Source organism: Citrobacter sp. MGH105, from assembly GCF_001037485.2.
GTDB lineage: Bacteria > Pseudomonadota > Gammaproteobacteria > Enterobacterales > Enterobacteriaceae > Citrobacter > Citrobacter portucalensis.
Genome location: NZ_CP073048.1, coordinates 3,035,164 through 3,058,730 on the forward strand (window position 1 = coordinate 3,035,164; position 23,567 = coordinate 3,058,730).

25 protein-coding genes are annotated in these 23,567 nt (G+C 53.4%); 7 read left to right on the top strand and 18 right to left on the bottom strand.

Annotation, left to right across the window (positions count from 1 at the left end):
• Nucleotides 1–29 precede the first annotated feature (29 nt).
• The 7 genes from rluE (at nucleotide 30) to SK35_RS14585 (ending at nucleotide 6,444) form a co-directional block, all read left to right on the top strand.
• Entirely contained in the window at nucleotides 30–653 is a 624-nt protein-coding gene (gene rluE / locus SK35_RS14555) for a 23S rRNA pseudouridine(2457) synthase RluE (protein ID WP_003832405.1), read from the top strand.
• 44 nt (nucleotides 654–697) lie between these two features.
• Nucleotides 698–1,627 (top strand): hypothetical protein, encoded by a 930-nt coding sequence (locus SK35_RS14560; RefSeq protein WP_053071019.1) that lies wholly within the window; start codon nucleotides 698–700, stop codon nucleotides 1,625–1,627.
• A 9-nt stretch (nucleotides 1,628–1,636) separates the two neighbouring features.
• A complete protein-coding gene (locus tag SK35_RS14565; protein ID WP_048214394.1) occupies nucleotides 1,637–2,098 on the top strand; it encodes an NUDIX hydrolase in 462 nt (153 codons plus the stop codon).
• Between the two features lie 53 nt (nucleotides 2,099–2,151).
• Nucleotides 2,152–3,258 carry a tRNA 2-thiouridine(34) synthase MnmA gene (gene mnmA, locus SK35_RS14570; protein WP_003832402.1) on the top strand — a complete coding sequence of 369 codons (1,107 nt, stop codon included), beginning with the start codon at nucleotides 2,152–2,154 and terminating at the stop codon, nucleotides 3,256–3,258.
• 34 nt (nucleotides 3,259–3,292) lie between these two features.
• Nucleotides 3,293–3,934: a high frequency lysogenization protein HflD gene (gene hflD / locus SK35_RS14575; RefSeq protein WP_003832401.1), complete on the top strand. Its 642-nt coding sequence runs from the start codon at nucleotides 3,293–3,295 to the stop codon at nucleotides 3,932–3,934.
• Nucleotides 3,935–3,937: 3 nt separating this feature from the next.
• Complete coding sequence (purB, locus tag SK35_RS14580; RefSeq protein WP_003832400.1) at nucleotides 3,938–5,308, top strand: adenylosuccinate lyase; 1,371 nt, start codon at nucleotides 3,938–3,940, stop codon at nucleotides 5,306–5,308.
• Nucleotides 5,309–5,775: 467 nt separating this feature from the next.
• Nucleotides 5,776–6,444: an SOS response-associated peptidase gene (locus SK35_RS14585; protein WP_048214395.1), complete on the top strand. Its 669-nt coding sequence runs from the start codon at nucleotides 5,776–5,778 to the stop codon at nucleotides 6,442–6,444.
• Nucleotides 6,445–6,748: 304 nt separating this feature from the next.
• Here the strand turns inward: SK35_RS14585 and SK35_RS14590 are convergent, their stop codons facing one another.
• The 18 genes from SK35_RS14590 to SK35_RS14675 form a co-directional block, all read right to left on the bottom strand.
• On the bottom strand, nucleotides 6,749–6,985 hold the full coding sequence (locus SK35_RS14590) for a hypothetical protein (RefSeq protein ID WP_044702835.1): 237 nt from the start codon (nucleotides 6,983–6,985) through the stop codon (nucleotides 6,749–6,751).
• 182 nt (nucleotides 6,986–7,167) lie between these two features.
• Entirely contained in the window at nucleotides 7,168–8,127 is a 960-nt protein-coding gene (locus tag SK35_RS14595) for a YbgA family protein (RefSeq protein WP_046670535.1), read from the bottom strand.
• Between the two features lie 13 nt (nucleotides 8,128–8,140).
• The gene (locus SK35_RS14600) at nucleotides 8,141–8,671 is read right to left on the bottom strand and encodes a DUF3833 domain-containing protein (protein ID WP_044700520.1); all 531 of its coding nucleotides are present in this window, start codon (nucleotides 8,669–8,671) and stop codon (nucleotides 8,141–8,143) included.
• Complete coding sequence (locus SK35_RS14605) at nucleotides 8,668–9,195, bottom strand: hypothetical protein (RefSeq protein WP_044700522.1); 528 nt, start codon at nucleotides 9,193–9,195, stop codon at nucleotides 8,668–8,670. The genes SK35_RS14600 and SK35_RS14605 overlap by 4 nt, the downstream gene beginning before the upstream one ends.
• Nucleotides 9,192–9,677 (bottom strand): DUF2878 domain-containing protein, encoded by a 486-nt coding sequence (locus SK35_RS14610; protein ID WP_044700524.1) that lies wholly within the window; start codon nucleotides 9,675–9,677, stop codon nucleotides 9,192–9,194. The genes SK35_RS14605 and SK35_RS14610 overlap by 4 nt, the downstream gene beginning before the upstream one ends.
• On the bottom strand, nucleotides 9,674–10,894 hold the full coding sequence (locus SK35_RS14615; protein WP_044700526.1) for an SAM-dependent methyltransferase: 1,221 nt from the start codon (nucleotides 10,892–10,894) through the stop codon (nucleotides 9,674–9,676). Before SK35_RS14615 ends, SK35_RS14610 begins: the two co-directional genes overlap by 4 nt.
• Nucleotides 10,891–11,613: a DUF1365 domain-containing protein gene (locus SK35_RS14620; RefSeq protein WP_044700528.1), complete on the bottom strand. Its 723-nt coding sequence runs from the start codon at nucleotides 11,611–11,613 to the stop codon at nucleotides 10,891–10,893. The genes SK35_RS14615 and SK35_RS14620 overlap by 4 nt, the downstream gene beginning before the upstream one ends.
• Before the next feature lies 1 nt (nucleotide 11,614).
• Nucleotides 11,615–12,871, bottom strand: a complete 1,257-nt coding sequence (locus tag SK35_RS14625; protein ID WP_044700531.1) for an NAD(P)/FAD-dependent oxidoreductase — start codon at nucleotides 12,869–12,871, stop codon at nucleotides 11,615–11,617.
• Nucleotides 12,868–13,587 (bottom strand): SDR family NAD(P)-dependent oxidoreductase, encoded by a 720-nt coding sequence (locus SK35_RS14630; protein ID WP_044700533.1) that lies wholly within the window; start codon nucleotides 13,585–13,587, stop codon nucleotides 12,868–12,870. The genes SK35_RS14625 and SK35_RS14630 overlap by 4 nt, the downstream gene beginning before the upstream one ends.
• Nucleotides 13,584–14,018 carry a nuclear transport factor 2 family protein gene (locus SK35_RS14635; protein WP_048214396.1) on the bottom strand — a complete coding sequence of 145 codons (435 nt, stop codon included), beginning with the start codon at nucleotides 14,016–14,018 and terminating at the stop codon, nucleotides 13,584–13,586. The genes SK35_RS14630 and SK35_RS14635 overlap by 4 nt, the downstream gene beginning before the upstream one ends.
• Nucleotides 14,019–14,221: 203 nt before the next feature.
• Nucleotides 14,222–14,950 carry a MerR family transcriptional regulator gene (locus tag SK35_RS14640; RefSeq protein ID WP_044700539.1) on the bottom strand — a complete coding sequence of 243 codons (729 nt, stop codon included), beginning with the start codon at nucleotides 14,948–14,950 and terminating at the stop codon, nucleotides 14,222–14,224.
• A gap of 235 nt (nucleotides 14,951–15,185) precedes the next feature.
• Nucleotides 15,186–15,770 (bottom strand): DUF4376 domain-containing protein, encoded by a 585-nt coding sequence (locus SK35_RS14645; protein WP_044700540.1) that lies wholly within the window; start codon nucleotides 15,768–15,770, stop codon nucleotides 15,186–15,188.
• Nucleotides 15,771–15,781: 11 nt separating this feature from the next.
• Nucleotides 15,782–17,725 (bottom strand): prophage tail fiber N-terminal domain-containing protein, encoded by a 1,944-nt coding sequence (locus tag SK35_RS27070; RefSeq protein WP_048214397.1) that lies wholly within the window; start codon nucleotides 17,723–17,725, stop codon nucleotides 15,782–15,784.
• 41 nt (nucleotides 17,726–17,766) lie between these two features.
• A complete protein-coding gene (gene gpJ / locus SK35_RS14655; protein WP_046670531.1) occupies nucleotides 17,767–21,168 on the bottom strand; it encodes a phage attachment tail tip protein J in 3,402 nt (1,133 codons plus the stop codon).
• A 72-nt stretch (nucleotides 21,169–21,240) separates the two neighbouring features.
• Nucleotides 21,241–21,918, bottom strand: a complete 678-nt coding sequence (locus tag SK35_RS14660) for a tail assembly protein (RefSeq protein ID WP_071681833.1) — start codon at nucleotides 21,916–21,918, stop codon at nucleotides 21,241–21,243.
• Nucleotides 21,816–22,550, bottom strand: a complete 735-nt coding sequence (locus SK35_RS14665; RefSeq protein ID WP_044700545.1) for a C40 family peptidase — start codon at nucleotides 22,548–22,550, stop codon at nucleotides 21,816–21,818. Before SK35_RS14665 ends, SK35_RS14660 begins: the two co-directional genes overlap by 103 nt.
• A gap of 11 nt (nucleotides 22,551–22,561) precedes the next feature.
• A complete protein-coding gene (locus tag SK35_RS14670) occupies nucleotides 22,562–23,257 on the bottom strand; it encodes a phage minor tail protein L (protein WP_046670530.1) in 696 nt (231 codons plus the stop codon).
• An 8-nt stretch (nucleotides 23,258–23,265) separates the two neighbouring features.
• A complete protein-coding gene (locus SK35_RS14675; protein WP_196238998.1) occupies nucleotides 23,266–23,565 on the bottom strand; it encodes a phage tail protein in 300 nt (99 codons plus the stop codon).
• Between the last annotated feature and the right edge of the window lie 2 nt (nucleotides 23,566–23,567).

The window sequence follows — 23,567 nt, forward strand, 5'->3', positions numbered from 1 at the left end:
TGCGGCAATTGATATAATCTGAAAATACCATGCAAAAAACTTCTTTTAGAAATCACCGGGTTGAGCGATTCAGCTCACGACAAGTCACTAAGCAGCGTAAAGAAAACCAGCCAAAACGCGTGGTTTTGTTCAATAAACCCTACGATGTTTTGCCGCAATTTACTGACGAGGCTGGCAGAAGCACATTAAAAGATTTTATTCCCGTGCCGGGAATTTATGCGGCGGGCCGACTCGACCGGGACAGCGAAGGGCTTTTGGTGCTGACCAATGACGGCGCGCTGCAGGCGCGGTTAACGCAACCCGGTAAGCGTACCGGGAAAATTTATTACGTCCAGGTTGAAGGTGAGCCGACAGCAGAAGCGCTGGACGCCCTGCGTAACGGAGTAACGCTCAATGATGGCCCCACGCTACCCGCAGGCATTGAAGTAGTAGAGGAACCCGTATGGCTGTGGCCGAGAAATCCGCCAATTCGGGAACGGAAAAACATTCCCACCAGCTGGTTGAAAGTTACCTTATATGAAGGTCGCAACCGTCAGGTACGTCGTATGACAGCGCATGTTGGATTTCCTACGCTGCGCCTCATCCGCTATGCCATGGGGGATTACACGCTGGAAAATCTTGCTAACGGCGAGTGGCGGGAACTGAAATCGTAACCATACGGTTTAACGTGAGTGTTAACAGGGAAGAATGAAAAAAAATGGATAAGCAGCTTTTTGCAGCATTCATCCTGCTCGGCGTGTCACCGTTTTGTTCAGCAAAACTGGACTGTGAGACGATTGCCGGAACAGCAGCAGGAGAGGCAAACTACCTTTATGAGTCTGCCAAAGTAAAAACCGACTCACGCCTGCATTTCTATTCTGCACCAGCAACAGAGTGTCAACTCCCCGCGTTCATGGTCAATGGCGACACCGTCGAGGTACTCAGGAGTTCACAGCGCTACAAAAGCACGGGCATGCTTTCCAAAGATGAGCCTTATCGTTACGTACGTTATCGGGACGCTAAAGGAGCCTTCGCCACCGGCTGGGTCTCGGTAGATGGATTAACGCCGTTATCCAGTCCGCTTGCAGTAAGCGCGTCTTGCCAGACATGGGCAAATAAAGCGATGTCGCAGCGCGGGTTCTTACCCTCCTCCTCCGCAAACCACTATCAGGTAACAGGAGACACCCGCGCATGGTTCTATGCGATGCCAACCGAACAGTGTCGCAGCCCGTCCGTATTTTTAGTGCCCGGCGACCTCGTCTCTGTACAAGAACAATCCAACGATGATTTTATGGAAGCGGTCTATTACACCACCGATCGCCAAATCATACGCAGCTGGTTAAAAAAGTCGCAGTTACAGGCTATAAACAGCGGTGACCACTATCGCGACGACATCAACCCGCTGTCGACAGAAAAGGCAACGAGAGTCGCCACCCTTGGGCTACGTCACGACCACCAATGTATTTTTTATGAAAGCTGGAATGCTAAAAAGGCCATTGAGATTATCGTGCGCGAGGATCATCAAACCGCATTGTGCCGTGGAGGGGCCGACCCACAAACGTCGCCTCCTGTGGCTTATATTAGTATCGACAAGGCCAGCGGCGAAATTAGCTGGCCAGATGTTGCCGAAGGATTTGCTGAGGAATAAGGGGAAAATATGTTCAAACCGCACGTCACGGTCGCCTGCATTGTGCATGCAGAAGATAAATTCTTAGTCGTTGAAGAAACGATCAATGGCAAAGCCTTGTGGAATCAACCTGCAGGACACCTGGAAGCCGATGAAACGTTGGTGCAAGCCGCAGCACGCGAACTGTGGGAAGAAACGGGCATTAAAGCGCAGCCGCAGCATTTCATTCGTATGCATCAATGGATTGCACCGGACAGAACGCCCTTTTTGCGTTTTCTTTTCTCTATTGAGCTTGCCAATATGTGCGCTACAGAACCTCATGACAGCGATATAGATTGCTGTCGTTGGGTCAGCGCAGAAGAGATTTTCTCTGCGCCAAACCTGCGTTCGCCGTTGGTTGCAGAGAGTATTCGCTGTTATCAGAGCGGACATCGCTACCCACTGGCCATGATCGGCGAATTTAACTGGCTGTTTACAGAGGGTGTCAAGTAAAGGGCTGCGTGCTAGAATATGCCGCCTTGAAGTTCAATGTCGTGAGTATTCCTATGTCTGAAAGCCCAAAAAAAGTGATCGTCGGCATGTCCGGCGGTGTCGATTCCTCCGTTTCTGCCTGGCTGTTACAACAACAGGGCTATCAGGTAGAAGGCCTGTTCATGAAGAACTGGGAAGAGGACGATGGCGAGGAATACTGCACAGCGGCCGCCGACCTTGCGGATGCGCAGGCTGTCTGTGACAAACTCGGCATTGAACTGCATACCGTCAACTTTGCCGCAGAATACTGGGACAACGTCTTTGAATTGTTCCTTGAAGAGTACAAAGCGGGCCGTACGCCAAACCCGGATATTCTGTGCAATAAAGAAATTAAGTTTAAAGCCTTCCTTGAGTTTGCCGCCGAAGATTTAGGTGCCGATTACATCGCCACCGGTCACTACGTGCGTCGCGCGGATGTCGACGGCAAAAGCCGCCTGCTGCGTGGGCTCGATGGCAATAAAGACCAGAGTTATTTCCTCTATACGCTCGGCCATGAGCAAATCGCACAAAGCCTGTTCCCGGTCGGTGAACTGGAAAAACCGCAGGTGCGTAAAATTGCCGAAGATCTCGGTCTGATTACGGCCAAGAAAAAAGACTCCACGGGTATCTGCTTCATCGGCGAACGTAAGTTCCGTGAATTTCTTGGTCGCTACCTGCCCGCTCAGCCTGGCAAAATCATCACCGTTGACGGCGAAGAGATTGGCCAGCACCAGGGGCTGATGTACCACACTTTAGGTCAGCGTAAAGGTCTGGGTATTGGCGGAACGAAAGAAGGGACAGAAGATCCATGGTATGTGGTGGATAAAGACGTTGAGAACAACATTCTGGTTGTCGCTCAGGGGCATGAACATCCACGTCTGATGTCCGTTGGCCTGGTGGCGCAACAGCTGCATTGGGTCGATCGCGAACCGTTCACCGGCACCATGCGCTGTACGGTGAAAACCCGCTATCGTCAGACCGACATTCCGTGCACCGTTAAGGCACTGGATGCTGAGCGTATTGAAGTCATTTTCGACGAGCCAGTCGCGGCGGTCACGCCGGGTCAGTCGGCTGTCTTTTACAATGGCGAAGTGTGCCTCGGCGGCGGCATTATCGAACAACGATTGCCTCTGCCGGTATAATTACTTACACATTTGATACAAGGAAGCAGTGAACGTGGCAAAGAATTATTATGACATCACCCTCGCCCTGGCAGGCATTTGTCAGTCGGCACGCCTGGTGCAGGAACTGGCGCACCAGGGGCATTGTGATGCCGATGCATTACACGTTTCACTGAACAGTGTCATCGACATGAATCCCAGCTCTACGCTGGGCGTGTTTGGCGGCAGCGAAGCCAACCTGCGTCTTGGCCTTGAAACGCTGCTTGGCGTGCTGAACGCCAGCAGTCGTCAGGGATTGAACGCGGAACTCACCCGCTATACGCTAAGCCTGATGGTGCTGGAGCGTAAGCTGTCAGCGGCCAAGGGCGCTATGGACACGCTGGGAGACCGTATTAGCGGCTTGCAGCGCCAGCTGGACCATTTTGATTTGCAGTCAGAAACGTTGATGAGTGCGATGGCTGGCATTTATGTTGACGTCATCAGCCCACTCGGCCCGCGTATTCAGGTCACGGGTTCCCCGGCCATCCTTCAGAGTCCACAGGTACAGGCTAAAGTACGCGCTTCGCTGCTGGCTGGCATCCGTGCTGCCGTGCTCTGGCATCAGGTTGGTGGAGGCCGTCTGCAACTCATGTTTTCTCGTAATCGCCTGACGACTCAGGCAAAACAAATTCTTGCTCATTTAACCCCGGAGTTGTGATCTATGGAATTATCCTCACTGACCGCCGTTTCCCCTGTCGATGGACGCTACGGCGATAAAGTCAGCGCGCTGCGCGGGATTTTCAGCGAATACGGTTTGCTGAAATTCCGTGTACAGGTTGAAGTACGCTGGCTGCAAAAACTGGCCGCGCACGCAGCGATCAAGGAAGTTCCTGCTTTTGCTGCCGACGCAATCGGTTTCCTTGATGCGATCGTCGCTAACTTCAATGAAGAAGATGCTGCGCGCATCAAAACCATTGAGCGTACGACCAACCATGATGTGAAGGCAGTTGAGTATTTCCTGAAAGAGAAAGTGGCGGATATCCCGGAACTGCATGCCGTTTCCGAATTTATCCACTTTGCGTGTACCTCAGAAGACATCAACAACCTGTCTCACGCGCTGATGCTGAAAACCGCACGCGACGAAGTGGTCCTGCCATACTGGCGTAAGCTTATCGACGCGGTGAAAGATCTGTCTGTACAGTATCGCGATATTCCTCTGCTCTCCCGTACCCACGGTCAGCCAGCCACCCCGTCTACGCTAGGCAAAGAAATGGCTAACGTGGCTTACCGTATGGAGCGTCAGTATCGTCAGCTCAACCAGGTTGAAATTCTTGGTAAGATCAATGGTGCAGTCGGTAACTATAACGCCCACATCGCCGCTTACCCGGAAGTTGACTGGCATCAGTTCAGCGAAGAGTTTGTCACCTCGCTGGGCATCCAGTGGAACCCGTACACCACGCAGATTGAGCCGCACGACTACATTGCCGAGCTGTTTGACTGCATCGCCCGTTTCAACACTATCCTGATCGACTTTGACCGCGATGTCTGGGGTTACGTGGCGCTGAACCATTTCAAACAGAAAACCATTGCGGGTGAAATTGGCTCTTCCACCATGCCGCACAAAGTTAACCCTATTGATTTCGAAAACTCCGAGGGTAACCTGGGTCTGTCTAACGCGGTACTGCAGCATCTGGCAAGCAAACTGCCGGTCTCCCGTTGGCAGCGTGACCTGACTGACTCTACCGTTTTGCGTAACCTGGGCGTAGGCATTGGCTATGCGCTGATCGCGTATCAGTCCACGCTGAAAGGCGTGAGCAAACTGGAAGTGAACCGCGATCATCTGCTGGATGAACTGGATCATAACTGGGAAGTTCTGGCAGAGCCGATTCAGACCGTGATGCGTCGCTACGGTATTGAAAAGCCGTACGAGAAGCTGAAAGAACTGACCCGCGGTAAGCGTGTTGACGCCGAAGGTATGAAGCAGTTTATCGACGGTCTGGCGCTGCCGGAAGAAGAGAAAACTCGCCTGAAAGCAATGACGCCTGCCAATTATATTGGTCGTGCCATCACCATGGTTGATGAACTGAAGTAATCTGTTTGATGCCGGAGCGCGCTTGCGCCTGTTCCGGTATTTCGTTCATATCGTAGTAAGCCGGAATACATCAGCGTTTCCGGCTTTTTTATTGCCCACGAGATTATCCCTTTGCCCGGTTTATTAAATGTTTATCCCCACAGCCACATAATCAGCGTTAGACTATAAAATTGATTTTGTAAAATTAGCAAATACAGTTAATTATCATAAAATCAATTAGTTAATAAAAAACCATCTTAGACAATTGCGGGCAATATGAGTCATTTCATCGCCCCAAATCATGCCCCAAGCTAATTTTTGCCCCCAAATTTGCCCCAAAAAAGTAAAAATGGGTAGTGGTCTATCTGCCATTTAGCAACCTCGAGAAGCTAAAAGCCATAATGGAATATTGGTGGTGTGGAGCTTCAAATCCTATCGTTCTACTCAATATCCTATACTTTCAGTCTGACAGTTGGCTGGAGGTTTCTATGTGTGGACGCTTTTCACAGTCAATGACACGTGAGGACTATCTCGCCCTGCTCGCTGAAGAAGCTGAACGTGATATCCCATATGACCCTGAACCGATCGGGCGATTCAACGTGGCGCCAGGCACCAAAGTTCTGCTGCTGAGCGAACGTGACGAGAAACTTCATCTTGATCCAGTTATCTGGGGATACGCCCCCGGGTGGTGGGATAAACCACCGCTAATTAACGCACGCTCTGAAACTGCGGCTAACAGCAGAATGTTTAAACCACTCTGGCAACATGGTCGCGCAATTTGCTTTGCCGATGGCTGGTTTGAGTGGAAAAAGGTAGGTGACAAGAAGCAACCCTACTTCATTCATCAAGCCGATGGTCAGCCAATATTCATGGCGGCAATTGGCAGCACACCATTTGAACGTGGAGATGAAGCAGAAGGTTTTCTGATAGTGACGGCTACTGCCGATAAAGGACTGGTAGATATTCACGACAGGCGACCGTTGGTACTGTCACCAGATGCTGCTCGCGAGTGGATGAGGCAGGACATTGGAGGGAAAGAAGCTGCGGAAATTGCGACCGACGGTTCCATGCCGGCTGATAAATTTATATGGCACGCCGTGACACGTGCCGTTGGGAGTGTGAAAAATCAGGGCTCACAGTTAATCCAGCAAATATGACGCAGCATTATATCGCCAATATCATAGCAACCATTTGATATAATTGAAATTATCACGCTTTTACTTTCAATAACATTTAGTGGTTATCTTTTACAACTCATTGATTATCTAAATTTTGATTTTAGTTTTAGAGAAGCGTTTTCGCCAAAAATCCAAGTTTTGCCGCCGGCACATTCAACACGCTACCACTACTGGCAAACCTCGATGATAAAGCTTTTACTGCCGATGAGGTCCGCTATGAGCGAGGAGCGGACGTCGTAGAGACATGAGAATAAGAGCGGCTAGGTTGTGGATTTTGTGCTTTTTACTCCCATCCCATTTCTTTGTAGGTCTTACTATCCTGTTCAGGGAAATCAGTTTGATATTCACCCCAATTACGGAACGTATAATATTTTTTCATTGCTTCAAGGTGCGAGTCTGCATCACATGTCCACACTAATCTGTAGTCCAGATCCAGCAATTTCCGAGCAGAGTCTCCCAGTGGACCGGCAAGACAAAACAAATCTAAACCAGCTTCATTTGTCCACAGCTCGTGCTTCATAATTTTATCCCCATGGACTGCCATCCATGAATTAATATATCACGATGTTAGCAACGTCCGCTCCTGGCACGAAGCGGACCAGGTCACTGAGCTGAAGGTCCGCTGTGAGCGTTAAACGGAAATTAAAGGGGGCGAACACGACATTAATTATCATGCTGCTCGGTTCAGCTTATCAGGCATGATTAATTAACATTCAGTCGCAATGCTAAATCCTGCGGATAGGGATCAAAGTAATTCTGCGTCAGCAGGTAGTCGTCCGGGTATTCCACCAGATAATGTTTAAGCAGCGTCATCGGGGCCAGGATAGGCAGTATCCCTGCGCGATAATTGAGGATAACCTCGCGCAACTCGCCGCGCTGGCGCATTGTTAATTGATTACGGAAGTACCCCTGAATGTGCATCAGCACGTTAGTGTGGTTTTTACGTGAGGCAGGTTTCTTCAGGATTGTCATTAATTTATCGCGGTAGACCGCAAAGAAAGCCTCCAGATCGTCCCATTCATGCAGTGATGCGACAAATGGGCCAATTTCCCGGTATCCGGCCTGATGGTGAGCCAGCAATTGCAGTTTATAACGGCTATGAAAATTCAGTAGCGCCCGCCGCGTCAGGCCATTTTTGCACAGCGTATGGAGCTCATGTAGCGCGAAAACCCGTTCGACGAAGTTTTCACGCAGAACCGGATCGTGCAGCCGTCCATCCTCTTCAACCGGCAGCCACGGATATTTCTCCATCAGCGCGGCTGTAAAAACTCCCACCCCGTCTTTGCGCCCGCGATTACCTTTTTCATCATATAAACGCACTCGTTCCATGCCACAGCTGGGGGATTTGGCACAGACGATAAAACCCGACAGTGTGTCCAACCCTGACAGATAGCTCAGACAAAAGTCAGCCATTTTGTCGGTAACGTCTTCGTGAGGTGCGTGGCTAAAACGCATGCGAATATCCCCGATAGTTGTTTGTACGAGGCGCAACGCCGGTCGTGGGACAGGCAAGCCTATCGCCATCTCCGGACAAACAGGCTGGAAAGTCACCCAACGGGCCAGTTTCACCATCGCAAACTCTGCCCGCTTATGCCCGCCGTCAAATCGGACGGCAGACCCCGTTAAACAGCCGCTGATCCCAACGATGGGTTGCGTTTTCATGGCGTCTTCCTCGCTAGTGCGTTTTACGGGAGAAGAAGAGCGTCACCGTGCCGACGGTGAGGCCAAATTTCTTCATCTCAGTTTTATTAAACAAATGGTTAGCATCCTGCAGGTACATCCAGTCATCAAAATTCAGCAACCAGGTTCTGCCGCTGGCTTTCACATTCATACTGTAATGCCAGTTGAACGCGTTGCCCGCTGTTTGCCCCTTCGCCACGCCTTCAATATCGCCAGCAGTACCTTCGTAACGATCGGCGCTGATTTTACGGATATGCCACACACGCTGCTGCTTCTCTCCATCGTCGTACACAAAGCGTTCATTGAGGGTCAATGTGTCCCCCACCACATCGCCGTTAATATCGACATGGAAACGACGAAGCTGTTTACCGCTGCGATCCTGAACCATCCCCCATGCTTGCGTTTCTCCCTGAAAATACTGAAAGATATCCAGCGTCGGCTGCTGCTGGCGATACTCGGTAATTTCGGCGCTACAGCCAGAAAGTTGCATCATCAGCGGTAAGCTTAGGGCTAATAAACGTTTCATTTATTACCTCCAGTGAGCTGCTGCCGCAGCTCAGGATATTGCGTACGGGAACCCAGCCAGATAGCGAGAAAGTTTTCGCTGAACGCCGCCGACTGTGGTGGGCCAAGCGGGATGAAATGCCTTTGTGCCACTGACAAGCGATACCAAAATTGCCCCTGCTTATCCTGGAAGACAAAAACCAGTTGCGTACCCGGCGCAACGTCAGGCCATAGCTCACCCAACATGCGAAGCCAGGACTCACTCTGCGCCTCCCGTGCCAAAATACCCTGCGCTCGCCACTGTTCGCGGGTAGCATCCACCAGTTCTTGCCGTTCAATATTGCGCTGATAGGTGATAATCAGTGCCTGATCCTCTTTCAACCCACGATAGCGCCCATCCGGGGTGCGTAATTGTGAGTTATAGATCGTGAATGGCCCCCAGGTGAGCGTAGCATCACCGACTTTCCGCCAGCTTAACCAGTCTGTGGCACCTGCAAACGGCGCAATCGCCATTACTCCCAGCAGTATCAGTAAGGCAAGTTTCATTGGTGTTTCCCCATAAAAATATGAAAAAACAGCATCAACACCAGCCAGCCCGTCGCCATTAAACCGAGCACGATAAATGTCGGCTCCAGAAAAGTAATGGCACCCAAACGCTCTCCTATCAGATAAGCGATCGGTCCTCCACCGGTGGCCATTATTACCAGCAGCCATCCTGGCAAAGAGGTCGAGCAGGTGAGGTGCGTCCACATGACGGCGAACATGAGCCAGAGCGCAAGCATCCATAACGGCAACAATGCTTCGCCGCGAAAATCGATCAACCCGGTCAGCGCCCACAACGCATCCAGACCACTGCCCGCAGCTGTCAGCATTAACGCGCACAGTCGTTGCGCAGCAGGCAACATGAAGCAGGCCAGAATAGCCAGACCAAGCCATAACACCAGACCGCGCTCACGAAATAACACCACCATGAACCAGTACAAATCGAACCCGACAGCCAGGAGAAAGACCTGTAAATGGCGGTTCATGGACGCTCCGCCGTCAGTTGCACCACACTGATTGTACGGGCGTTAAAACCTGCTTCGCAGTAACCGAAGTAGTACAACCACATACGGCGAAAACGCTCATCAAAGCCCAGCTTTTCAATTTCATGCCAACAGTGAACAAATCCTTGTCGCCAGTGCGCAAGGGTCCGGGCGTAGTCGGGCCCCATATCGAACAGGTTGCGAACCACAAAGTCAGTGTGCTTTGTCATCAGCCCACTCATCGCGGTGATGCTGGGTAAAAAACCTCCCGGAAAGATATAGCGCTGAATAAAATCGACGCTTTTGCTGTAATCGCGAAAGCGCTGATCCTGAATGGTAATCGCCTGAAGCGCCATTTTGCCCCCAGGGCGCAGGCGCGCCTGACACGTACGGAAAAACGTCGGCAGATAGCGCTGCCCCACCGCTTCGATCATTTCAACTGATACCAGTTTGTCGAATTCCCCGGTCAGGTCGCGGTAGTCGCAGAGCAATACGGTGACTCTCTCCTGTAAACCAGCGCGGGCAATGCGCGCTTTCGCCCAGGCAAACTGCTCCTGCGACAGGGTCGTGGTGGTCACCCGACATCCGTAATGACGCGCGGCGTATTCCGCCATCGCTCCCCAGCCGGTCCCAATTTCCAACAGATGATCATTCGCGGTCAGCGCCAGCTGTTCGCAAAGTCGCGCCATTTTGGCCTGCTGAGCCTGCGCTAACGACTGCTCGGGGCAGGTGAACAAGGCGCTGGAATAGAGTAAATCCTCATCCAGAAAGTGCGCGTAAAAGGCATTGCCGAGATCGTAATGCGCGGCAATGTTTTCTTTTGCCTGTTGCCGATGGTTGCGGCGCGTCCAATGACGTAAACGCTCAACGGGTCGGCCAAGCAGGCGAAATCCACTTTCCAGCCGCCCCAGCAGGGTGCTGTTGAGCGCAAATATTTGCAATAACGTAGTGAGCTGCTGCGTTTCCCACTCTCCATCCATCCAGGACTCTGCCGCTGCAAGACTTCCCCCCGTCAACACCCGCCAATACACCGTGGGCGAAACAATATGTACGTCGGCGCGTAATTCAGCCGAAACATCACCAAAATGAAAGACCTGGGCCCCTTCCCGCACCGTGACTGAACCCTGACGAAGGCCGCTCAGCATACGAAAAAGGAACCAACGCGCAACACGCAGGTTGCGCGGAATATCGGGTTCAAGCGCAAAGGTGGGATCGATCATGATCGTTCACTCCTGCTCACGGGATGATTGTAGAGAGGGACTCGCTTGAGCCACAGTCGTAGCGCCTGCCAATAAATCGCTGACACCGTTTTCAGCGTCATCATCGGCAGTCGTCGCAGCAACGTGCGTAAACTTGCCGGCGTCAACGGCTCGCGTTTGAGCATCAGGGTGGCATCAGAAATTTTCTCTGCCTGATGGTTTTCGATATGCATATGCAGCGTTTTACCCGGCGAGTTAAATCGCCAGTGATAGACCATATCCATCGGATTAAACGGCGATACATGGAACGCTTTTTCCAGTGGTCGCTTTTCCTGCGCATCTACGGCGTAGTAATGACGCTCATTCCACGGCGTATTGCGGACCTCCGCCAGCACCCAGCGCAGGATCTGCGCGCGGTCATAGCAGTAGTAAAAATTGACCGGATTAAAATGAAAACCGAAATAGCGCAACTGCGTCAGGAGCATCACGCGACCTTCAGGACGCTCGCCTGTCAGGCTGGCAAGCTGATTCAGTACGTTCTCTTTTAACGGGGTTCCCAGCGGGTAATCGGCATCATGAAAAGTAGTTGCAGCGAAGCGATTACGTTTCACGCCCACGCCCGGAAGCTGAGCGAGCTCGTCCAGATCGAGCCAAGCCATAAACACCTGATAAGTAAACTGGTGCGTGGTCGGCTGAAGGCGTCGGTGGCGTAATACGCCGTGGTACAGGCAGCTGTTCATCTTAGCTCCCCTCTCCTGCAGCAATGCCGTGTACCACATCCAGCGCACTGCGTACGCCATCTTCGTGAAAACCGTTGTACCAGTAAGCACCGCAGAACCAGCTCCGATGCTGACCGTTGATCTCAGCGCGACGCGCCTGCGCCCGCCAGCTTTCAGGGTTAAACAACGGATGCTCGTAAACAAAGCGTCGCCAGACGAAGCGGTCGTCGATGGGGATGTCCGGATTGAGGGTCACGCAAAATAGCGGGCTTCCTTCAGGTAATCCCTGGAGAATATTCATGTTATAGGTGACGCAAGCGCGGGCCCTATCTTGCTCACTCAGGCGGTAATTCCAGCTTGCCCAAGCGCGTTCGCATACCGGTAACCAGCGGCGATCGCAGTGCAACACAACCTCGTTACGTTGCCAGTCAATTGCGCCCAGCACGTCGCGTTCTGCAGGGGTCGCATCCTCAAGTACAGCCAGAGCCTGCGAGGAATGGCAGGCGAAGATCACCTGATCAAATGTCTGTATTGATCCTGCCAATTGTATTTTCACGCCGCTGTCGTAGCGAATAACCTGCTGAACAGGTGAATTGAGGTGCAATTTCAGACGATCGCCCAGCTTCGCCAGCATGACACGAATGTATTCGCGCGATCCGCCCGGCACCACATACCATTGCGGTCGATGCCAGATATCCAACAAGCCATGGTGCTCAAAGAACCGTAAGAACAGCGCCAGTGGAAAACGGCGCATCTCCTGAAGTGAAGATGACCATATGGCCGCGCCCATCGGCAAAATATAATGCCGCGCAAAGAACACACTGAAGTGGTGCTGGTCGAGGAAAGTCTGAAGCGTCGCGTTCACATCGGTCTCATTTAATGCCTGTTTCGCCAGACGATTAAAACGGACAATCTCTTTCAGCATTCCCCAATATGCGGGGTTGACCAGGTTTCGACGTTGGGCAAACAATGAAGTCAGCGTATGACCGCTATACTCCATACCGCTTTGCGGATTATGCACCGAGAAGCTCATCTGCGTTTTTTGCCCCTGAATGCCGAGTTCGCTCAGCAAGCCCATAAAACGCGGATAGGTTCGGTCGTTATAGACGATAAAGCCGCTATCAATCGCGAAACTCCCGTGCGGAGTCGCCACATCCACTGTCGCAGTATGGCCGCCAGGGGTCGACGCCGCTTCAAAAAGCGTCACCTGATGGTGTCCGGCCAGACGCCAGGCGCAGGTTAATCCGGCAATCCCACTGCCAATGATAGCTATTTTCATGAACGCACCATCCTGCGCAGTAACGCGCGCTGGAGACGCTCAGGTAGCCCGCCCAACACACGCAGCAACACGCCAAAACCCGACGGAAAGGCAATATGGTTTTTCCCTTTCGCCAGGCCATGACGAATCGCCTTCACCGCCTGCTCTACACTTACCTGACCGGGCATAGGAAAATCGTTTTTACGGGTAAGCGGGGTATCGACAAATCCTGGCGAAACGACAGTCACGGCGACACCTTTCGGCTCCCAGTCCAGACGCAAACTGTTAGCAAACCAGGTTAGCGCCGCTTTAGACGCGCCATAGGCTTCAGCCCGAGGAAACGGCATCCAGTGGGCCATCGAACTGACCAGCACCACGCGGCTACCGGAGGTTAGCTGCGTCTGAAGCGCTTCCAGGCAGTTGATGGGGCCCAGATAATTCGTCGCCATCACCCGTTCAACCTTCTCGGCATCTATCCAGCCGTGGTCGAGATATTCGCAGGTTCCGGCGCAGAGAATAACCAGTTCGGGTTTGCAGTCCGCCAGCTCCTGGCGACAGGCGTCTTTGTCTGTCATATCGAACAGGCGTACTGTGACATTGGCGTGGGATTGGCGCAGCTGTTCCAGCCTTTCTGGATTGCGGCCACAGGCAATCACGTGACAGCCGTCATCGGCCCATGACTTTGCGAGCCCGGCACCAATCCCGGAACTTGCGCCAGTAATGAGGACTGTCATCATGCGCGCACCCTCCTTTTATCGCCGCGGACGGCCCAGCCCAACAGCGGCAGATGCTCATAAAGCATCTCTCCGGCATCGTAATAATCACGCTGGCGAACAATCTTCTCGTTATGCGTCCCGACCATTGAACATCCCGGCAAGGATCGTAATTCTCCGCCAGCAATACGCGGATGCGACCAGTACATGGTCCACGTCACGGCAAACCGTCCGCTCTCACACAGCGGAGGACCAATGGCAAAACGGCAGGTGTTCACATTCCCCAGCAGATGCGAGAAATAGCGCTGGATGGCAAACAGCCCGTTATGTTCCCCGAAGGGATCGACAAGTACCGCGTGCTCGTCGTACAACCCGGCAAGTGCGGCGGCGGGCTGGCGATCCAGACTGGCGTAGTAATCCACAAACCTGTTAATAACGGATGGCTGCGCGCGCATAGCTCTTACCCTTATGTGGACCACAACACGTATGTGGCATAATTAAAACTTACACAAACACTTTGTTTTGTCCAAGTTTTGGCTGGGTAATTTTTATAAACACATTTAATTCAATGAATTAAGTTTTATTTTTTTGAGCGAGATTATCTGGGATCCACTAAGGCAGTGGCTAATCGACTCACAGGAACGGTAATGACTGAAGATTAAAGCGGGATCACTTCGAGGAAGTTGACCTGTTGTTGCCAGAGGTCTATCTGTTTTTTACGTGCTGCGGTGAGTTTGCCGGACGTAACCAACAGCCATTTTCGCTCGGGGAAAATTTCAGGCGCGAGCATCGCGGGCGCTACAGGAAGCACATCAATGCGATGTCCTTGTCCAGTGCGACCAAGCGCTTCAAGCCAGATCTCGCAGGGGTCGGTAAGATGCCAGCCTGTAATCAGGTAGTTATCACCCGGCGCACGCTTATCCCTTTCCAGGCAAAACGAGGTGTAAGAGATGATAATACCATCGAGGATTTCACGCAGCGTCATGATAGCCGGCACGTTGGCCGAGACCTGGCTTCGCAGAGGGCGCAATACCTCACTCACCAGTTCAGGGCGAGGATACTCGCGGCCAGCGTCATAAATAAGCTGGCGCAGAGATTCAATTTTCCCTTCGTTCAGGCGCTGCAGCATACTCTCTTGCAGAGATAGCCAGTTATTCGTTCGCCGCGCATCAGGGCGGGCCAGCAGCGGTTTTACCTGGCTTATCGGTACACCTTTTTTCACCCAGTCGAGAATTTTAAGCGCCAGCTGGATATCGTCATCGCTATACAGCCGGTGCCCACCATCTGTACGCTGTGGTTTGAGAAGTCCATAACGACGTTGCCAGGCACGCAGCGTCGTGGGGGTTATTCCGCAAACCCGCGCAAATTCACCGATGGAATAGGACATACAGAACACCTGATAACAAAGAATACTCTCAATATACTACGAACTACGCCGGAATAAACTCTAACTGAAATGGTCGATAAAAGCTGGCCACTTCACGAGGAGGCTTTTCAAACCACGACAGGTCCGCTTCTGGCACAGACCTGCCTATCAGACTAGGTTCAGGTCTGTGCCATAGCTGTGTCATGTCAGATCTAAGTTAATACAATTTAGACATTTAGAAAGGTGAACCAGCACATTACTTCCTCTCACTCCAGCCAACTGGATATTCAGCAATGGCATTAACATCTGTAAGTAACGCTACCTCCGATTTCATCTGCCTCTGCCGTTCGTGAATACTGAAGCCGTGCACTACCATTGCCTGCATCATCGCTGCCTCCAGTTGTTGCAGGAACGCAAAATTTACGGGAACGTCGTGGTTATCCGCATCGGTCCAGAAAAATCCCTCAGGTAACTTTCCTGTTCTACCAGCCATAACCACGGGTGCAAGACGCTCCTGCGATACTTTGCCTCCATCCCACCGGCGATTGTCCAGTTCAAAAATAATGTTGGCGTTTTCCTGAACATCCCGCCAGTTGCTGATTTCAGCCAGTTTCTGATTTCGTAAATCCTCCACCATCTTGTCAGTCACAATAAAAGGGGCGACAGGTCCATACTTTCCTGATTCAAGCTCGCTGTAGATACGGCGCCCATGCTCCTCAAAATCATTCGGGCATGCAGTGAACGGCAGGAACTCATCAAACTCTGCAAATTTAACACTACAATTAATCGCTGTATGTTCTTTATTCGCCCACTCAGGAGCCTGAATGACCTCAATGTTCATACAATCTCCTTTTATGAGATTCGCTGAAAAATGCCTGCATAGTAACCCAAATTAGTCCCAGCCAGACCTTCAGAAGAACTCGATGCAATTCCACACGAACGCCATGTACCCGGCAAAGTATATTTGCCACTACTACCCGTAATACAAAACGACGCTTTAGCGTCGCTGTTGCTGATAATTCCACACGCTATTAAACTTCCCCCCGAATAACTTGTACCTGGATTAGTACCTCTCCCTCCAGGCGCTGGCATATATGCCAGCGCAAACGTACCTACAGCATGAAGAGCACCTGCTGGTACGCCTGCTGGTCCCTGAGGCCCTACAGGGCCAGTTGGTCCTGTTGCTCCCGTTAACCCGATATCACCCTTGTCACCTTTTGCACCCGCCGGCCCCTGTGGACCTACAGGTCCAGTTGGTCCTGTTGCCCCCGTTAATCCGATATCTCCCTTGTCCCCTTTTTCGCCTTTTGCGCCTGCCAGTCCCTGCGGACCCACAGGGCCAGTTGGTCCTGTGGGTCCCGTTAATCCGGTATCACCCTTGTCACCTTTTGCCCCTGCCGGCCCCTGCGGACCTACAGGGCCAGTTGGTCCTGTTGCCCCCGTTAACCCGGAATCACCCTTGTCCCCTTTTTCGCCTTTTGCGCCTGCCGGTCCCTGCGGACCCACAGGGCCAGTTGGTCCTGTTGCCCCCGTTAATCCGGTATCACCCTTTTCACCTTTTGCACCTTCTGGCCCCTGCGGGCCTGGCGGACCACTGAGGTCTTCACTTTCCTGTATCTCTTTAATGGTCTCAGCGGCGGCTTTTGAGGCTGCACTCCTTGCCTGTTCAGCAAGGAGCTGTGCTTCATCCCTTGCCTGTCCACTTTCTTTCTCACTGGCAGCAGCAGCCTGTGCGCTGTTCCGGGCATTCAGGGCGTCTTCCTGAGCTTCATCGCGCAGCGTCAGGGCCTCATCTCTGGCCTGCTCTGCGCGAGTGGCACTCTCAGTGGCTGCATTTTGTTGATTCTCAGCAGTTTTCGCAGCCTGCAATGCTGATGCTTCACTTAAGGAAGCCGATTGTGCACTGCCTGCTGCCTCAGTCTCTGATTTAGCAGCCTTTTCACAGAACTCCCTGGCATGCTGTTCACTTAGCGCTGCAGCTGCAGCGCTGTTATCCCCCTGTTCTGCAGCCTGTATAGCCGTGAGGACGTTTTCACGCACTGAGGTTTCAGATGCGGCTGCATTACCGGCATGCTCACCCGCTGTTTGTGCTGACGCAGATGCACTTCCGGCACTCCCCGCTGCAGACTGTGCCGAAGCGCCTGCCTCCTGCTGCGCTTTCTGTGCCGCATCAGCGGCGATCTTTGCCTTTCCGGTCTGTTCCGTCGCTGTCTGTGCCGACTTTGCCGCACTGTCAGCATCTACACTGCTGGCCAGAACGTTCTGCGCTGTCTGTCGGGCATTATCTGCAGCAGACCGGGCAGAATCATCAGCAGCATCCGCAGAGAGTGCCGCCTGGCGCTGTGACTCTGTTGCAGCCATTGCAGACAATGCTGCCGCATCATTGCTCTGCGCTGCTGACTGTGCGGCCTGTTCAGCGAGTTTCCGATCCTTCTCTGTTGCACCGCTCAAATCCACAACGCGGTTTACCATTTCCTCAAAACGTTTCATCACCTCCGGACGCAGGTCTGCATCCTTTGGCGCATCGAGAAACGCATTCAGGGTATCCGGCGCATCGGTCGGGGCCACATAAATATCGCCGGCCACTGAGGGAGGAAAACCTTCCCGCAACAGTGACACACTGTAATAACCCGGCTCAGCCTCAATGCTGTAGTGACCGTCCGCTCCTGTAATAGAGTATGAAGTCACCTCAACCACAACGGTCGGGCTGGTTTTCCTGGCACTCAGCTGAATAGTGCAGCTCTGAACCGGTTTGCCGGCCCCGTCTCTGAGCACTCCAGAGATAAGTACTGCCATAATTCCTCCATAAAAAAACCGCCCGAAGGCGGTTTCTGTCATTAACTGATTGTTATCCCGGCTGATGACTTTTTCGTCACAATAACCAGCAGGTCACTGATTCGGGAATATGGCCAGCCGCTGCTGTTACCATGTGTATTGACACTGAAACTCAGCGTCATCCGTCCGCTCCCGGCAGGCATATCCAGTGTCCGCGTAAAAACGGCCGGTACACCTCTGCTTGTCTGGTTGTATATCTCCACCCCGTTTTTCCTGACAGTCAGCGTACAGTCATCCCATACGTCATTACTGGTCTGGCTGTCATACGCTGCACCCTGAAAGGTAATCCCAGGAATGGAAACCTGTCGGTCAAAAGACTGGTCATCTTCAATCACGACTGTCAGTGTCCCGTTGGCGTACCGTTTTTCACCGTTACTGGTTATGAAGTAAGGGAACTCCCTGCCCGCTGCCTTAACAATATCCCCAAGAATACGCTCGGCCCGGAGCGTCCCCTTTATGGTGCAGTTTTCCTCAATCGTCACATTGTTGAGAGCACCAGAATTCGCACTAATATGGCCGCTGATATCCGCATTACGGGCAGTCAGTTTTCCGTCAGGTGTCAGCATAAAGGTCGGCGGGTTCCCGCCACTGGTGATAGTGGGAGCCGTCAGATATTTGAGGAACACCTCGTTCATAAATATCTGATTACCCTGAGCCACAAACATCGGGGTCTCATTGCCGTTTGCCGGGTCGATAAACGCGATACGGTTTGCTGCCACCAGGAACTGGCTTACCTTCCCTTCTTCCGTGTCTTCCATGCTCAGGCCCAGACCAGCCACATAGTGCTTCCCGTCTTTGGTCTGCTCTATCTTCACACCCCACATGGCATTCCATTTGCCGTTCGCGTCCTGCCATTCTTCCGAAAACTGATCCAGCCTGCTGGCGTTGTCTTCCGTCAGCTCCACCTTCTCCAGCAGCTCTTTCCCCAGGTGGCTTTCGGTGATTTTCCCTTTGAAGAAATCCAGGTAGCCCGCCGCATCGTTGCTGGCCTGCCCTTTAGCCTCCACGAACGCCGATTTCCCGACCTGGTTCACGGCCCGGATATAGAAGTAATAATCCTTGCCGGGTTTGATACTGCTGCTGGCCGCAATCCAGTACAGCGCGGTGCCGAGATAACGCGCATCGGTTTCCACCTGGCGGGTATCGGCAATCTGCGTATCTGTAAACCAGAATTCATACTGCACCGTGGGGTCATATACCGCCTGGCGCGGGGTGGCGGTTATCTGAAAATAGCCGGGAGTCAGCTCAACATAAGACGGTACTGCCGGCGCGGCGATGCTGAAATCCGTGCTGGCCGGATCGCCCTGCTGGCCCTGGCTGTTCACCGCCCGCACCGTCAGGGTGTAACGTCCCGGCGTCAGGTTACGGAAAGTATGCTCCGTTTTTGTCAGGATCAGGCTGCTGGCCAGCCGGTCGCTGTTATCTTCCGCTTTCACCGTCAGGCGCAGGGAGAAGTTAACCCCCTTAACCACACGCGGGGTATCCCATCGCGCCCGCGCCTGATACTGCCCCTCCTCTGCCAGAATCTCTGTGGTCAGGTGCTGCACGGCAGGCAGCGTATTCGTGATACCGGTGTCCGGTAACGGATCAAACGTCGCCCCGTTGTCCACGATGCTCGCTTTCTCCGGGACATGCTGTACGGCGGTAATGGCATACGTGCCGTCATCGTTTTCCCGTATGGCCACACAGCGAAACAGGCGCTGGCGCAGGTCCGGCAGTTTCAGCCCCCACACGCTGTACTCCGCCACGCCATCGGGTAACTGGCTGACGGTCACGGAGTCCGGGGCGGGGTGCGCGGTAACTGCGACGGTAACAGGCTGACCATCGCTGCCCACCAGGTTCAGCACCACATTGCCGCCTGGCGGTATCTCCACCTCACGGTCCAGCGTGAGCGTGCGCGTAAGGCTGTCGACCGACAGGATTCGTCCGCCCACGGTCACACCGGCATAATCACTGTCGCAGATCTCAATGATATCTCCGGGAACATGTCGCAGCCCCTCAGCCCCTACGGAAAAATCCACCGTCTGCGTTTCCAGCAATTCAGTGGTGATGGCCCACAGTCCGGCGCGGTGCGCCTGCCCACGGCTGGTACAGGCGAATGCATCCATCTTCAGAACGTTGCGACCGTAGCGCCGGATGGCAGCGTCGTTTTCCACCAGTTCGGTGGACGTTTCCCAGCCGTTGTTCGGGTCGGTGTAACGGACCTCGGCAGCATTGTGTCGCTCTTTCAGTGCGCTGAAGCTGTAGATGAATGGCGCACCGTCAGCGGGCATGACCACATTACTTTGTGTATAGGTCCAGACTTTATCGGCGGGCCGGTCCTGCACAAACGTCAGGGTGCTGCCGTTCCAGACCGGCATGCAGCGCATCAGGGAACAGAAGTCCCCCAGCACATCCCATGCTTTACGCTGGTCCGTCAGATACGCATTGCAGGTGATACGCGGCTCTGTCCCGCCAAAACCGTCAGGAACAGGCTGATCACAGTACTGTGCAATGGCATACAGCGCCCACTTGTCCACATCGGCAACACCAATGCGGCTTCCCATGCCATAGCGCGGGTGAGTCAGCATATCCAGCACACACCAGGCCGGATTATCTGTCCAGGCGGGTTTAAACGTCCCGTCCCATATTCCCGTACAGGTCTGTTTTAACGGATCGTAATTCGATGGTACCGGCACAATACGCCCGCGCAGGTGATAGTTTCGCGTGACCTGCTGGCTGCCAAACTGCTCCGCATCCACTTTTACCCCGATAACGGCGGTGTTCGGGTAGCACTGTTTCACATCGATGATTTCGGTAAAGCCTGACCACACCGTTTTGTTCTGCAGCAGGTCTGTCGTACTGTCATCAGTGAGGCGCAGCATGCGGACTTCAAAAGGCCGGGGCGGTAAATCATCAATCACCACGGATGCCAGAAACTGCGTGGTCGTTTTCCCCGTAATGGTGATATCCCGTTCCGTTCGCCACAGCCCATCCCGCCGAAACTGGATCAGCATCTGTACGCTGGTCGGGTTGCGGTCACCTTTGGTACTGGTGCTGACCAGCGACTGAACACCAAAGGTAAAGCGCAGACGGTCCAGCGTTTTGGTGGTAATGGTGCGGGTCACTGGCTCTGACTTCTTCACCTCCACACCCAGCAGGGTTTCAGCGCCGGAGTCTTCGAACCCCTCCATCGCGGTCTGCTCATCCTCCCCCACGCGATAAACCACAGTGACACCGTGAACCATCGCGTTACCGTCGCTGTCGAGGACCGGCGTTTTGTTAATTCTGACACTTTTCAGCCCGTCCACAGGACCTTCAATCGGCCCCTCGCAGATGGCATCAACAACCGTCAGCATCTGGCTGGATTTCAGGTCGTCAGGAGCCTCATGCGGCGTTTTACTGCTGCCACCCCCCTTACCCATAATCTGTTCCCTCTGAAACGACAAAACCGCCCGGAGGCGGTTCTTTGCAAATACAAATATGCTGCAAGAATGTCAGCGACCGATGATCACCACCTGCCCCCCACCACCTTCATCCCGTGTGCTGATTTCCTGGGAAATTGTGCGGGAGCCGACCAGCATTTCACCGTACAACACCGGCAGGGCATTACCCTGCGCCACCAGATTGTCCAGCGACGAAAAATAAGTGTTCTGTTTGCCGTTGTCGGTCTGCCGGGATGAGGGGATTTTTGCCTGGGGTGTCAGCATCTGCGCTACCCCCCCCAGCATCATGGCCGCTCCCATAGAAAACAGGACTGAAGATGCTGAAATAGCACCGGCAGATAACGCTGCTCCCCAGGCTGCCAGTGAAGCTCCTGCTGTAAAAAAGGACGCGGCTATTGCCACTGCTCCCAGCACCACCTGGAACAGACCACCGGATTTAGCCCCAGCCATGCGTGGGACAATATGAATAATGGCACCGTCTGGCAGCGGCTCGTGCAGACGGGCTGACAGGCTGGTTTCATTCACATCCAGGCCTGCAATGCGTATCTGATACCAGCCATCATTCATTTTCTGCCGGAAGCCCGGTATCTGCATGGCCAGCGCGTAAATGGCCTCGGCCCCCGTTTTTATACTGAGGCTGAAGCGGCGGCCAAATCGTTGTAAATCCCCGTGAAGGCAGACTCGTGCCATGCCCGGTGTCGCCATATGGAGTGTGTGCGGCGTTGCCATTTGTCGGTATACCTCTCGCGTTTACTGAGCTGGTCAGGAATATGGTGCAACAGTTCCCCGTCGCCGCAGTAAATCGCGGCATGGTTGGCAACCGATGAACCAAAACAACAAATCAGAATGTCTCCGGGCTGTGCCTCTGCGGCATTCACCCGGTAAAAGCCTGTCGCCTCCAGGTTATCCAGATACAGATTATCCCCCTGCTTCCACCAGTCCTCCCTCCGCGCAAAATCCGGCATCTCAATCCCCGCCAGATGGTACGCATCACGGAACAGGGTGTAACAGTCCGTCACGCCATGCTCAAATGCCCGCCCGGTGAGGAACGGCATGCAGCGAAATTTGTATATCCGGTCATCGCAGACCAGCCACCACGGCAGGCCACTCTGCACCTGCAGGCGGCGATCAACATCGCTGAGATTCGGCAGGCCATCGGGATGGCTGTGGACCAGGGCCACCACATCGCCCGCCACCTGCGCCTGAAGGTAATCTGCCGGATCCATGCGGAAATACATTGTCGGTTCAGCGGAAAGATTCTGGCAGGGAAAATACCGCTCCCCGGCAGACGTCTTCACCACATAGCCGCACGATTCAGCCGGCGCACACGCAGCGGCATGCGCCAGGATATTTTTGTTCATGGGTGTATCCATCAGGAGAGACGGTTAATCGAGAGGAAGCAGCCGATGCGCGGCAGGTTATCACGCAGCTCGCAGCCAGTACGGCATTTGCTGCAGGCATCTTTTGCCGGGTCTGCCGTGGGTTTGTCAAATTCATCCGCCACAGGCGGCCCGGCATACCCACACTCCTCAGAACGGTAGGTCCAGTTGCAGACATCAGCCAGCATGATCCGCGCCGGAAACACGCTGCCGTCCGTTTCGGTCGGCGTGGCCAGCACAAAGGTCGCCGTGGTGGCTTTCAGCTCTGACAGTTGTTCAATCACCCAGCGGCTGACTACTTCCTGTTCCGGATCGGCCTCCGGGTTGCCGCCTGTAAAGTTCACCGCATCGAGAAAACGGGCGTACACAACATGCCTTACCACCGTGGCCCCGACGAGGCTCTGCATATCTGCCGCAAGTCCCGTAACCATGCCAAACAGGTTCGACACCGCCAGCGTCGGGCGGGCGGTAGTCCCTTTCCCTACCAGGTCGAACCCGGTTCCCTGTATAGGGTAAACGTCATACTTCCGCCCCTGCCAGGTGACCGGCTCGCCCTTCTCATTCGCTTCATTTGAAAAATAGTAACGCTGGCCACCAAAGGCCGTCAGGTCGATTTCCCACAAATCAATGCGGGCCGACTGCTCGGTTTTCGTGGTTTCGTTGAGGGTGTTCTGAGGTATATCCTGCATAAGGATCCTTAAGCAATGACCTGCTCAAATTTACAGCTGAAATCAGAATACGTGACGTTGTCCGTAACAGACCATTCCCGGCAGACAACTTTAATCGTGCGGTTGTATTTTGGCGGTCGCCACAAAAAGGCTTTATATCCTCCATGCTCGACCAGAAACGCTTCAAGTGCGGTGCGGGAATTGTCCGACGTGATACGGAAAACAGGCTGGAAGTTAATTAACTGATGGTTGAGTCCGGTCGGGCGACGTTGCTCATAGCCATCCCCAAATTTTATGGTTGTCACCGAAGGGGAAACAGAAGACGGCATCC

Excerpts from the sequence above, each read along its gene's own strand:
- SK35_RS14610 (WP_044700524.1), bottom strand. The coding sequence starts at position 9,677 with ATGAACCGCCATTTACAGGTCTTTCTCCTGGCTGTCGGGTTCGATTTG.
- SK35_RS14605 (WP_044700522.1), bottom strand. The coding sequence starts at position 9,195 with ATGAAACTTGCCTTACTGATACTGCTGGGAGTAATGGCGATTGCGCCG.
- SK35_RS14645 (WP_044700540.1), bottom strand. The coding sequence starts at position 15,770 with ATGAACATTGAGGTCATTCAGGCTCCTGAGTGGGCGAATAAAGAACAT.
- mnmA (WP_003832402.1), top strand. The coding sequence starts at position 2,152 with ATGTCTGAAAGCCCAAAAAAAGTGATCGTCGGCATGTCCGGCGGTGTC.
- SK35_RS14635 (WP_048214396.1), bottom strand. The coding sequence starts at position 14,018 with ATGCGCGCGCAGCCATCCGTTATTAACAGGTTTGTGGATTACTACGCC.
- gpJ (WP_046670531.1), bottom strand. The coding sequence starts at position 21,168 with ATGGGTAAGGGGGGTGGCAGCAGTAAAACGCCGCATGAGGCTCCTGAC.
- purB (WP_003832400.1), top strand. The coding sequence starts at position 3,938 with ATGGAATTATCCTCACTGACCGCCGTTTCCCCTGTCGATGGACGCTAC.
- SK35_RS14630 (WP_044700533.1), bottom strand. The coding sequence starts at position 13,587 with ATGATGACAGTCCTCATTACTGGCGCAAGTTCCGGGATTGGTGCCGGG.
- SK35_RS14660 (WP_071681833.1), bottom strand. The coding sequence starts at position 21,918 with ATGGCAACGCCGCACACACTCCATATGGCGACACCGGGCATGGCACGA.
- SK35_RS14620 (WP_044700528.1), bottom strand. The coding sequence starts at position 11,613 with ATGAACAGCTGCCTGTACCACGGCGTATTACGCCACCGACGCCTTCAG.
- rluE (WP_003832405.1), top strand. The coding sequence starts at position 30 with ATGCAAAAAACTTCTTTTAGAAATCACCGGGTTGAGCGATTCAGCTCA.
- SK35_RS14675 (WP_196238998.1), bottom strand. The coding sequence starts at position 23,565 with ATGCCGTCTTCTGTTTCCCCTTCGGTGACAACCATAAAATTTGGGGAT.
- SK35_RS14615 (WP_044700526.1), bottom strand. The coding sequence starts at position 10,894 with ATGATCGATCCCACCTTTGCGCTTGAACCCGATATTCCGCGCAACCTG.
- SK35_RS14595 (WP_046670535.1), bottom strand. The coding sequence starts at position 8,127 with ATGAAAACGCAACCCATCGTTGGGATCAGCGGCTGTTTAACGGGGTCT.
- SK35_RS27070 (WP_048214397.1), bottom strand. The coding sequence starts at position 17,725 with ATGGCAGTACTTATCTCTGGAGTGCTCAGAGACGGGGCCGGCAAACCG.
- SK35_RS14625 (WP_044700531.1), bottom strand. The coding sequence starts at position 12,871 with ATGAAAATAGCTATCATTGGCAGTGGGATTGCCGGATTAACCTGCGCC.
- SK35_RS14565 (WP_048214394.1), top strand. The coding sequence starts at position 1,637 with ATGTTCAAACCGCACGTCACGGTCGCCTGCATTGTGCATGCAGAAGAT.
- SK35_RS14585 (WP_048214395.1), top strand. The coding sequence starts at position 5,776 with ATGTGTGGACGCTTTTCACAGTCAATGACACGTGAGGACTATCTCGCC.
- SK35_RS14665 (WP_044700545.1), bottom strand. The coding sequence starts at position 22,550 with ATGAACAAAAATATCCTGGCGCATGCCGCTGCGTGTGCGCCGGCTGAA.
- SK35_RS14600 (WP_044700520.1), bottom strand. The coding sequence starts at position 8,671 with ATGAAACGTTTATTAGCCCTAAGCTTACCGCTGATGATGCAACTTTCT.
- SK35_RS14590 (WP_044702835.1), bottom strand. The coding sequence starts at position 6,985 with ATGAAGCACGAGCTGTGGACAAATGAAGCTGGTTTAGATTTGTTTTGT.
- SK35_RS14560 (WP_053071019.1), top strand. The coding sequence starts at position 698 with ATGGATAAGCAGCTTTTTGCAGCATTCATCCTGCTCGGCGTGTCACCG.
- SK35_RS14670 (WP_046670530.1), bottom strand. The coding sequence starts at position 23,257 with ATGCAGGATATACCTCAGAACACCCTCAACGAAACCACGAAAACCGAG.
- SK35_RS14640 (WP_044700539.1), bottom strand. The coding sequence starts at position 14,950 with ATGTCCTATTCCATCGGTGAATTTGCGCGGGTTTGCGGAATAACCCCC.